This window comes from Microcystis sp. M090S1 (genome assembly GCF_020246295.1).
In the GTDB taxonomy this organism is placed as follows: domain Bacteria; phylum Cyanobacteriota; class Cyanobacteriia; order Cyanobacteriales; family Microcystaceae; genus Microcystis; species Microcystis aeruginosa.
In genome coordinates this window covers 1-5,826 of the sequence record NZ_JADBTF010000436.1, presented here as the reverse complement: position 1 = coordinate 5,826, position 5,826 = coordinate 1, and the positions used below count along the sequence as shown (strand labels likewise).

Sequence of the window (5,826 nt, the reverse complement as noted above, 5' to 3'; positions counted from 1 at the left end):
GCTGAAAAAGTAGGGGCGAAGCATTCGGGCAATAACCTATCGGTGAAACCGTAGATTTTCTATCCGAATGCTTCGCCCCTACAGGACGCGGGCCGATGAAGACGCAAGGTTTTGAAGCACGATTCTCTCAAAATCTTGCACCTGTTTCGCAAGAAAAGCCACAAAACCCTTACCATGCCTACATTTCACATTTATTCAGCCAGCCCTATTTAGGGATTTTAGGCAATTTTATGCTTATTTTTCTCATTTTTGCCCTCTCAAAACTTAATTATGCAAGAACTCTATTAAATCTGGTTATTAAAAACTGATTATTTATTCTCCCTATTGCTTTTTGCCTCTTGCCTTTTGCCTAAAACCCATAACTTTTGTACCTCACTAGACTGAAAAACGCTATAGTATAAGCTCTTGTGCAAAAACAAAAGAGTTGAGCGGAAACACTCAACTCCTTGGTTATCTATGCTTGATTCTTTGACACTCCCATCGGTAAAATCGAGGGATTCTTGGGCTGAATCTTGCCTCTACTAGCAATGCTAATTTTGGTCTTACATTTTCATGTCTAGTCCGACTACACCTATAAGGCAAGCACTCTTGTGGACTACTCCCCAAGCTTAAATTCGGGTATGCCCTACCCTATTTGATTATTTTTATCTCCCACCTATGCCATATTTTTTGTTAGAGGGCAGTGAGGTATTGGGGCAACCTTTTTGAGTTGGTGACACTAGCCTTTTTACAACGGTCAGTTCGCGTGCCACGACTACACATCTGACTTTCCGCTTGCTTTCACTTTAGCACAAATTATCTTAAAACAGCAGAGTTTTAGTTGTGCTTCGCTGTTTCTATACTGGTCGGGGTTTCATCCCGTCGGTAAAACCGAGGGTCTTCACCCCGACATTTAAGATAAAGTGTTATTGTGACTGCCAAAAACTTGCGCTTTTAGTGCCTCAATTTCGGCTAATAACTCGCGACGATTTTCATCTTTGAGCAGATAGCGCCAGACAAACCAACCAGTGTAAACGATCCCAACTAATTGTAGGATAGGAGCAAGGAGGGGAATATCATCGATCGCATCTAAAACCGCTAGGGTAACTTTCACGGTGACAAAACTCGCTAAAATTGCCACCAGAACGATTAAAGGTTTTTTGTATCCAGAGAAGAAACTACCGATATAATCGGGGACGTTAGCCAGATAGGACATCACCGAATCCCAAACTGGTTCTACATATTCAGACCAAATCTGTTCGGTGCTGCTGCTGCTGGGTTTGCTCAGAGAGCCGGGTAAATCCGTTCTAATCGGATTTTGGGTCTCGGTCGGTTGCATTGATTCCATATTAACTGATCCTCATCATTAAGGTTAGACAGTGCGCGAATACGACCAACGGGGGTCAATTTTAACAGACTGAATAGACTAACTCGCTGTTGCCCATATTATCGGATAATTGCGATAGTAGGCGGAAAGTTTCTCAACAACTATTAAGAATCAAGGATTTAGCTTCTCAATTTTATCGTCAGTCTGACCGCAATTCTCTATTCTAACAGCAGGTAGCGATCGGAGTTGAGGAATCAGGGGGTGTCAGTTATCAGTGAACAGCAATCAGTTATCAGTGGGGAGATAGAGAGAAAAAAGCCGGTGGGTTACGGTGAATACTCAATTTTTAGTCAGAGTATAACTTATTTTCGCCTAACCCACCCTACAGATGATTACCTATGTGCTGATCTGGTGGGTTACGGCGAATACTCAATTTTTAGTCAGAGTATAACTTATTTTCGCCTAACCCACCCTACAGATGATTACCTATTCGTGGATAAGTTGCATGGGTGCGGTGCGAGGATCGATGATTTTCTGCCCTAAACCCGAAAATTTGACCGCTAGATTCATTTTTTTGCCCTCACCGAGAATATGGGTCACTTCTCCTTCTCCAAAAGTAGAGTGTAACACTCGATCGCCTACGCCCCATTTTCTTTGATCGGAGACAGTTTTTTCCATCGCAACCACTTTTGGGGTCTTTTTCGGTTTCAGGTTGCTTGTGAGCAATTCTGGGGGCAATTCCTGCAAAAATTGGGAAGCTACCTTCATCTCTTTATTCCCCCAGACATATCTTTCTTTTGCGTAGGTTAAAAATAATTGTTCCTTGGCCCGAGTCACTCCCACATAACACAAACGGCGTTCTTCCTCAAGAGCAATGGGATCGTTTAAACTACGATTATGGGGAAAAATGCCCTGTTCTAAACCGACTAAAAAGACGATAGGAAACTCTAAACCTTTGGCGGAATGAAGGGTCATTAACGAGACTTTTTCTTGACCTTCCTGAAGATTATCTAAATCCGAGGCTAAACTAGCACTAGCGAGAAATTCCTGGAGATTGGTTTCTTCGTTTTCTTCTTGGAATTGTACGACGGCGCTATACAATTCTTGAATATTCTCAATGCGGGTATCAGCTTCCTCGGTTCCCTGCTGTTTTAACTCATCGATATATCCCGAATCTTCCATGATTTGGTCTAAGATTTCACTAGCGGATAAATCGGTGATTTTTTCTTGCAGGTTTTGGATAATTTTAGCTAACTTATTGATGCTTTTAGTCGCACGACCGGCGAGAGTATTAACGGAAGTTTCATCGCTGATAATTTCCCATAAAGGTACTCCTAATTCTTGGGCAGCTTTGAGCAAATTATCGATTGTGGTTTTACCGATACCGCGCCGGGGAGTGTTAATAATTCTCAGTAAACTAACGGTATCAGCAGGATTGGCAATCACTCGTAAATAAGCGATCGCATCTTTAATCTCCTGTCGATCATAAAATTTAAATCCCCCGACAATATTATAGGGGATATTATTGCGAATTAACCCATCTTCAAAGGGGCGAGATTGGGCATTAATTCGGTAGAGAATGGCAAAACTACCCCAATTTAATTCGGGGTTTTCTTGAGTAAATTCTCGAATTTTATCGATAACAAAAGCTGCTTCTTCCTGTTCATCTCTGGCTTTAAAAACATAAATACTCTCGCCTCCTTCTCTGGTGGGAACAAGGACTTTATCGATTCTTTGACTATTCTTTTCAATTAACTTATTTGCCGCTTGCAGAATATTTTCCCGTGAACGATAGTTTTCCTGTAGTTTCACCATCGTGCGAGTATCATCATCGAGTAAACCATCGCCAAAGTCCGCTTGAAAATTGAGCAGAATAGTAAAATCTGCCATCCGAAAACTATAGATAGATTGGTCGGCATCACCCACCACAAAAATCGATCGATCCGTCCAATTCCACTCACTTTTTTTCGTTTCACCATTGGTGGACAAAAGCCGAATTAACTCGTACTGAATCCGGTTAGTGTCTTGGTATTCATCGACTAAAATATGCTTAAATTGCGTATGCCAATAACCGAGAATAGATTCATTTTGCTGAAAAAGACGGACTGGAACCAGTATTAAATCATCAAAATCTAGGGCATTATTTTGTGCCAATTGCATCTGATAAGCCTGATAAACCTCAGAAATGACCTTTCCCCGAAAATGAGGGTTTTCTCTGGCGTAATCCGTGGGAGTTAAACCTAAATTTTTGGCATTACTAATCGCATAACGCAGATTGCGAGCATCAAATTTTTTATCATCTAAATTCATCTGTTTAGTGACGATATTTTTCACCAAACTCTGGGCATCCGATTCATCCATAATTGAGAAATTCCTTTGCCAACTATGACCATATTCATCCTGATATTTATTAATGTCATAGCGCAAAATCCGACCGCAAAGACTGTGAAAAGTCCCAATCCAGAGTTTTTTAGTATAATTCCGATAAACTTGAGAAAAGAGTTTTTTCTGTTCGTATTCTTCTAAAAGTTCTAATCTTTGACCGTATTTTTCCTGTGCTTTTTGTTGAGCAAAAGTTTTTTCAATTCTCGTTTTCATTTCCCGGGCCGCCTTATTGGTAAAAGTGACTGCGAGAATATTTTCCGGCTCGACCCCGTGATGACGGATCAAATGGGCGATACGATAGGTTAAAGCGCTAGTTTTTCCCGATCCTGCTCCAGCAACCACCAACAAAGGGCCGCAAAAATGCTCAACAGCAAGGCGCTGGGAAGGATTGAGTTGTTCTAAATAATCGGCTGTGACTGTCATAATTTTTCAATATAGCTCTGCGACCGCTATTACTCAGGCTACATCATCGAGACGGGTATCGGGCATTAGTCAACCCCTTCAAGAGATAAAAATTTTTTGGGCTAGTTTCTTTCAAATCGTTCAAGATTCTAAGTTGTCATCTACAATGGAATTAGCGGAGACGAAAGTTTCCGTTCACTCCTCACACCACACTCCGTCCGAACAATGTTCGGGCGGTTTCTTATTGAAAATACTGGATCTCTACAAATTCCCTGTTACACTGTATGATCAAAGATTTCTTGGAATCTTTTTTGCGTTCAAACGTACTACTATGTGAGGGACATCACTTGTCTAAACGTTATTTGTTCACCTCCGAATCGGTTACAGAGGGACATCCCGATAAAATTTGTGACCAGATTTCTGATACTATTCTCGATGCTCTGTTATCCCAAGATGACCACAGTCGTGTAGCGGCTGAAGTGGTTGTCAATACAGGGTTAGTCTTGATTACTGGTGAAATCACCTCGAAAGCACAGGTTCATTTCGTCGATTTAGTTCGCAAGAAAATCGCTGAAATCGGCTATATCAACGCCGATAACGGCTTTTCCTCGAATAGTTGCACCGTTTTAGTCGCTTTAGACGAACAATCTCCCGATATTTCCCAGGGTGTCACGGCTGCTCAGGAAAATCGCGAACTTCTCAGCAATGATGAACTCGATAAAATTGGTGCGGGAGACCAGGGTATTGTCTTCGGTTTCGCTTGCAATGAAACCCCGGAATTTATGCCCTTACCGATTAGTTTAGCCCACCGCATCGCTCGCCGTTTAGCGGCAGTCAGAAAAACGGGTGAACTGTCCTATCTGCGTCCCGACGGTAAAACGCAAGTATCGGTCATTTATGAAGATGGTCGTCCCGTGGGTATCGATACTATCCTTGTTTCTACCCAACACGATGCTACTATCGGCGATATCACCGATAATGATCTCGTCCAACAAAAGATTAAAAGTGATCTCTGGGAAGCGGTAGTACAACCGGTCTTCAGCGATTTAGAGATTAAACCCGATGCCAATACCCGTTATCTGGTTAATCCCACCGGAAAATTCGTCATTGGTGGACCCCAAGGCGACGCGGGATTAACGGGACGGAAAATTATCGTCGATACCTACGGTGGCTATTCTCGTCACGGTGGCGGCGCTTTCTCCGGTAAGGATCCTACCAAAGTCGATCGCTCCGCGGCCTATGCTTGCCGTTATGTGGCCAAAAATATCGTCGCTGCTGGTTTGGCCGATAAGTGCGAGATTCAAGTGGGTTATGCGATTGGGGTAGCTCGTCCGGTGAGTCTCTTCGTGGAAACCTTTGGCACCGGTAAAGTCGCTGATGATGTGATTCTGGACTTAATCAATAAATACTTTGAACTCCGTCCGGCCGGTATTATCCAAACCTTTAACCTGCGCGGTTTACCCAGTGAAAGAGGCGAGCGTTTTTACCAAGATGTGGCCGCTTATGGTCATTTTGGTCGCAATGATCTCGATTTACCCTGGGAACAAACCGATAAAGCCGCTATCCTCAAAGAAGCTTTGACTTCTGCGGTAGTATAGGGTTAGAAATTAACTGCAATTTTTGATTGAGGAGTAGAGTTTCAGGCTCTATTCCTTTTTTATACTAAATCCGTCGAGTATAGGCTACATAGGGTTTGCGGCAAAAAGTTTTTCCTGGGGGCAGGGTGTAGGGTG

General features: G+C 42.7%; 4 protein-coding genes. 2 read left to right on the top strand and 2 right to left on the bottom strand.

The annotated features are described in order from the left end of the window. Positions 1–95 precede the first annotated feature (95 nt). The gene (locus IM477_RS19220) at positions 96–308 is read left to right on the top strand and encodes a hypothetical protein (RefSeq protein WP_287733097.1); all 213 of its coding nucleotides are present in this window, start codon (positions 96–98) and stop codon (positions 306–308) included. 584 nt (positions 309–892) lie between these two features. Here IM477_RS19220 and IM477_RS19215 read toward each other — a convergent pair. Next, positions 893–1,327: a CAAD domain-containing protein gene (locus tag IM477_RS19215; RefSeq protein ID WP_287733096.1), complete on the bottom strand. Its 435-nt coding sequence runs from the start codon at positions 1,325–1,327 to the stop codon at positions 893–895. Positions 1,328–1,792: 465 nt separating this feature from the next. Continuing rightward, positions 1,793–4,114, bottom strand: coding sequence for a DNA helicase PcrA (gene pcrA / locus IM477_RS19210; RefSeq protein ID WP_287733095.1), 2,322 nt, complete (start codon positions 4,112–4,114; stop codon positions 1,793–1,795). Between the two features lie 326 nt (positions 4,115–4,440). Here pcrA and metK point away from each other — a divergent pair, with 326 nt between their 5' ends. Next, entirely contained in the window at positions 4,441–5,691 is a 1,251-nt protein-coding gene (gene metK / locus IM477_RS19205; protein WP_012267167.1) for a methionine adenosyltransferase, read from the top strand. Positions 5,692–5,826 lie beyond the last annotated feature (135 nt).

Excerpts from the sequence above, each read along its gene's own strand:
- IM477_RS19220 (WP_287733097.1), top strand. The coding sequence starts at position 96 with ATGAAGACGCAAGGTTTTGAAGCACGATTCTCTCAAAATCTTGCACCT.
- pcrA (WP_287733095.1), bottom strand. The coding sequence starts at position 4,114 with ATGACAGTCACAGCCGATTATTTAGAACAACTCAATCCTTCCCAGCGC.
- IM477_RS19215 (WP_287733096.1), bottom strand. The coding sequence starts at position 1,327 with ATGGAATCAATGCAACCGACCGAGACCCAAAATCCGATTAGAACGGAT.